This window comes from Edaphobacter sp., from assembly GCF_035532915.1.
Lineage (GTDB): Bacteria > Acidobacteriota > Terriglobia > Terriglobales > Acidobacteriaceae > Edaphobacter.
In genome coordinates, this window is the sequence record NZ_DATKQC010000047.1 from 1 (window position 1) to 4943 (window position 4943).

4 protein-coding genes are annotated in these 4943 nt (G+C 54.8%); all 4 read right to left on the reverse strand.

Annotated features, from left to right (window positions below; translation table 11 throughout):
* The coding region (locus VMU57_RS22930) for a DUF2924 domain-containing protein (RefSeq protein WP_414648594.1) at positions 1-213 on the reverse strand (213 nt) is incomplete at its 3' end.
* Positions 214-481: 268 nt separating this feature from the next.
* Positions 482-1900, reverse strand: coding sequence for a phage terminase large subunit (gene terL, locus VMU57_RS02395; RefSeq protein WP_325380412.1), 1419 nt, complete (start codon positions 1898-1900; stop codon positions 482-484).
* Positions 1901-1902: 2 nt separating this feature from the next.
* Positions 1903-2343 carry a DUF5681 domain-containing protein gene (locus tag VMU57_RS02400; RefSeq protein ID WP_325380414.1) on the reverse strand — a complete coding sequence of 147 codons (441 nt, stop codon included), beginning with the start codon at positions 2341-2343 and terminating at the stop codon, positions 1903-1905.
* Entirely contained in the window at positions 2336-3664 is a 1329-nt protein-coding gene (locus VMU57_RS02405; RefSeq protein WP_325380416.1) for a DNA methyltransferase, read from the reverse strand. Before VMU57_RS02405 ends, VMU57_RS02400 begins: the two co-directional genes overlap by 8 nt.
* Positions 3665-4943 lie beyond the last annotated feature (1279 nt).

Below are 4943 nucleotides of genomic sequence, written 5' to 3' on the forward strand. Positions count from 1 at the left end.
ATCTCGGGCAATGCGGCGGAGCTCGGAGCGCGTTGAGGGCTTGAGACCGCCATAGGCGTCTTCCTGCATTCTGTAAGCGAGAAAAGGGACCATCAGCTCCCTCCGAATTCCAGGCGGGGCAGGTCTCCGGTAGAGCTTCTGCCAAAGGTCAAGCAGCTGTTGCCGCGACAAAGCGTGTAATTTTGCGATCTGACCTGAGATGTTTGAGCCCATTTTCTCCTCCTGAACATCAGCACATTCCCGCTTGCCGGGGGCAAACAGTCAAGCGAAACTCGGCCCGTCAGGAGGAGAAAAGTAAGGACTAATAATGATGGGAAAATACTCGAAAACCAGGAGGCCAATAGCAAGGCCCGACAGCCTTAGGTAAGGGGGCGCGCCAGAGCAGGGTCCATTTCGAGCGATTCCGCCGGACTCATGAGATGGCTTGGAACGGACGTCAAGACTGAGAGAACAGCTGGTTTGCTCGCTCGACGGAGGTCGGTCACAGCGCCAGCCAAGCAAGAATTGATGCCTTGTTTTTCAGATGATCGAGCGCCTGCGTCGTCGAATCCACCTGATCGTCATATTTGCTTCCGGGGAAGGACGTTAGCTCACGCACGTATTCCTCAAGCCATGGAGCCGAGTATGGCAGAAGCACACGACCGTTCTCGAATTCCGCCGTCTGGGCATAGAGCCGTAAGATCTTGTCAGATCCAGGAAGAGGGTCGTACGGTTTGACGCCATACATTCCGTCGGCCTTCAAATCTTGAATCAGCTGCGTTCCCGATGCCTTGTCTTCGATCAGAACGATGTTGGCGTGGTGTTGGTGCGCCTGATCCTTCACTGCACGTTTCAGGTCGGGGTAATTGAGGCGTTGACGGAATACGGAGAGAAGGTAGTAGCGACCATAAGTGGCGCCCCAGGTGGTACAGACACTGAAATCGTTCAGCTCGCCGCTCTTGTTCGCAGTGTCCCAACTTTGAAGTACGCAGCTGAAATTCGAGGGGAGGTCGCGATGATCATAACGCATCAGCCACTCAATTTTTACTATGGCCCCACCCAGAGGCATCGGATTCTGCTGGTACTGGCTCGCGAAGTTATATTCGCCAATGGTCCCACGAATAGTCCCGAGCGTAACTCTGGATTCACGTTTTGGCTCCAAGACTTCGCCGGCCTTACGCTTGAACCGTCGCCGACCCCAGGGGCTCTCTATGAGGTGACACTCGTCTTCTTCAGCGATGGCGGGAAACGACACGACTTCCCACTCTTCCTGATCCATTACATGGCCGACCAAATCATCCTGGTGAAGCCGTTGCATAACGATAATAATGACACCATTTTCCTTGCTGTTTAGTCGGGTTAAAAGCGTGTTGTCGTACCATTCGTTGACACTGGTTCGCCTGGTTTCCGACAGCGCATCGTCGGGTTTCAGAGGATCATCAAGGATGATGAGATCCGCTCCCCTGCCGGTCAAGACTCCGCCCACGGAGGTCGACATCCTGAAACCTTGTGCCGTTGTCAGGAACTCATTGACGGACTGTTTTTCCGAAGAGAGACGAGTTCGCGGGAAAAGCCTCCGATAGAAGTCGCTCGCCATCAGCGTTCGACAGTCTCGGGCATGTTTATCGGCCAGATCCTGGCCGTAGCTGGCACAAATGATCTGCTGCGCGGGGTTGTGACCGAGCAGCCAGGCTGCGAATGCTACGCTCACGGTGTGGGACTTCAGGGAACGCGGAGGTAGATTGACGATCAATCGCTTGGTAGCGCTTCGGCGGCAAGCCTCAAGGTTGGACGCGATAACTTCGATATGAGGGCTACTGACAAGAACGGTCTGAGGGTTCAGTTCGTAGAATGAGCGCTCGATAAAGCTCGTCAGATCTTGGCGCAGAATGAACTCGAACTCAGCAGAAGAGAGTTGCATGTTCACTCCTCGCTCCGGGATGGATCGGTCGCCGTTGAATCCTTCGCACTGTCTGCCGGAAATTCCTCCGACCGCCTAATGCGTTCCAGCAGGCTTGTCATCACGGCCTTGTCATTTTCATGAGGTTCAGCCGATGGGGGAGCAGTTTGCTCGGAATTCTCCAGCGATTTGATCCAGCACAAAAGTTCCCGGATGGCCTTGAGGTCACCGGAAACGGCTTTGTTCATCAACTGCAGCATGCTCGCTTCAAATTTGGTGATGTACCGGCTGCGGCCGTTCTCGGTGACGCGGATCCGTTGCCGGCCGGCCTTGGCCAGAATGGTGGCGAGGTTTTGCGATCCCTTTGGTCGGCCTTTCGGATTTCCGGACTGCCCTTTGGCGAACCGCGTATGCTGCGGTGGTTTGCCGTATCCGCAGTCAGAAGTGCTGTTGGCTTCAGACACGCGGTACCTCCAGCGAAGTAGCAATCTCATCGAAATGTTTTCCCGTGGCAGCATGAATGGCGTGGTCGCCTGTATGGCGCTGCCAGCGGCGGATCGCGACGTCGACATACAGCGGATCGATCTCAATCCCGTAACAGACGCGACCCACGCGCTCAGCCGCAATCAAAGTGCTGCCAGAGCCGAGAAAACTGTCCAAGACGATGTCGCCTCGAGCAGAGCAGTCGAGCAAAGCGTCAGCCACAAGTGAGACGGGTTTGACTGTGGGATGCAAAGCCAGCAAATTGCCCTCGTCCCCGTTTCTGGAGAAAGTACTTGCGCCAGGATAATCCCAGACATTCGTTCGGTTGCGTCCGTATTGTCCCAGCTTGACGTTGTTACGATGTGGCGCGGTTCCATTTCGGAATACGAACACAAGTTCGTGTTGGGAACGGTAAAATGACCCCATTCCGGCGTTTTTTTTTACCCACACGCAAATGTTGAGCAGTGAGTTGTAGTTCTGCTTGCCGGCGGCGAGAAGTTGATCCGCATGTCGCCAGTCCATACACACGAAATGAGCCGAGCCATTCGTGCTATATCGTGAGAGCAGCCGCAGGCTTGTCGTAAGAAAAGCTGCGAATTCGAATTCATTCATCTCCCCGGATGCCATGGGAAATTCACGATGGTGAATCGATCCATTGCCGCAAACATGGCCGTCAATGCGCACGTTATAGGGCGGATCAATGAACGCCACGTGGGCGCGTCGTGTGGCCATCAAAGCCGTGAACGACGTTTCTTCCAACGAGTTTGCGCAAAGGACACGATGCTTGCCGAGCAGCCAGAGATCTCCAGGTTGGGTGACAGTCGGACCGAGTGACGCGGAATCGAGCGCATCATCCTGATCGGGTTGCTGTCTAGCCTCTGAGATAATGAGATCGATCTCCGGAATTTCGAATCCGGTAATCGTGACGTCCAGCTGGCCATCGATGGTTAGGAGATGCTGAAGCTCGATGGAGAGAATCGTTTTGTCCCAGCCCGCTTTTTCCGCGAGCCGATTGTCGGCGATGACGTACGCGCGAATTTGCTCTTCACTCAGCCCCTCAATTTGAATTGTGGGAACGCGGTCCATACCCAGTAGCTTGGCTGCCGCGAGGCGGCCGTGGCCCGCGATGATCATGTTTCGGCTGTCGATCAATACCGGATTCGAGAAACCGAAAGCCTCGATGCTCGCGGCGATCTGCCGAATCTGAGTCTTGGAATGTGTCCGCGCATTGTTGGGGTTCGATTTGAGCACGTCGGGGGGCAAGTAACTGACGATCAGTTCGGGATGCTCGTCGCGTTTCACGGGTAGCTCCTAAGGTGGTCTGCACCATCACGATTGGTGTGACGGTGAACAGTACATCTACGGTGTTACGCCAAACTACCCTGGGAATGTTGAATTATTGATAGGCAAGAATATATATTTCGTGCTATCACTAATCTATTGACTCACTCCGCTCCAACGAACGAGCTTGCATTGTTGGCAGCCGGCAAGAGGAAGTCCGTCCTGCTCGGATTCGATGATGACTATGAATTGGAAACGATTTGTTCGCTCTTAAATGGCGATGCGCCGGCAGAATTGTCGGCACGACTGAGAAAGCTTGTAGACGCCTGGCAGAGATCCGGACCCAATTTGCAAAGGCTGCTCGATGAAGACAAAGCTCTCTTCAACCGTGTTCGGGCTGGCCGAACGCTTCTTGTCCCAACCGATACGGGCAAAGGCCACTTGCTTTGGCTGCCAACCCCGCGGGGTGTTGGGCCATTGTCGTTAGAGGACATTGTTTTGAGTCATTTCATGGACTTAATTGTGAATCCGAAGTGCCACAAACTGGGAGGGCCATGCCATCGTTGCGGCAAGTACTACATTAAAAAGACTTCACGCCAGAAGGTGTACTGCTCTCGACGCTGCGGCTCGATGAGTACGGCTCTCGACAGAACTCGGAAACGTAGACACGAGGAACACGAGAAAAAGTTGCTGAAAGCTCAGCAGGCTGCGGAACGATGGACGAGCAGCCCCACACGGCGCTCCTGGAAGAAGTGGGTGTGGGGGCAGACGCGCATAACGGTGAAATGGTTAACGCGCGCTGCCAATGCCGGCAGCCTCAAGCCTCCGGCGGATGGAGACCGTTGAATTCTATAAGGTCAGCAACCTGAGGGTCACTCCCTGTGAAAGTCAGGAGAGAGGAATCCCGCCCCCTCCCTGGGTTGGTGTTCCACCGGCCCTTTCGGCCTACCGGGAACGCGGTCACCGGCGGCTGGCCGCACGAACATACTCGGCAAAGTGCTCGAACTGCATGTGGGGATGTCACATGGCGGTGGAGATGATTATTGACCAATGGAATCCGGCCAAGCGTCGCTATCGAACCGAGACCTTTTGCTACGGGCCCAAGTCCTGTTCTTTTTACCAAGCAGGGCCGTCGCGCACGGTTCCTGGCCGTAAAGGAATGACGTATACGGAGGAGGACTGGGTTGACGAGGAGGCTATTTCACGCCGAGGCCCCGACGATTAGTTCCACCTTACGATTGAAGCTCCCAGATATCTGGTGCGGCCCTTGCAGAGATGAGATAATTCAAAAAATGAGTGG

Bases quoted from the DNA above. Each gene is read 5' to 3' on its own strand.
- terL (WP_325380412.1), bottom strand. From the start codon at position 1,900: ATGCAACTCTCTTCTGCTGAGTTCGAGTTCATTCTGCGCCAAGATCTG.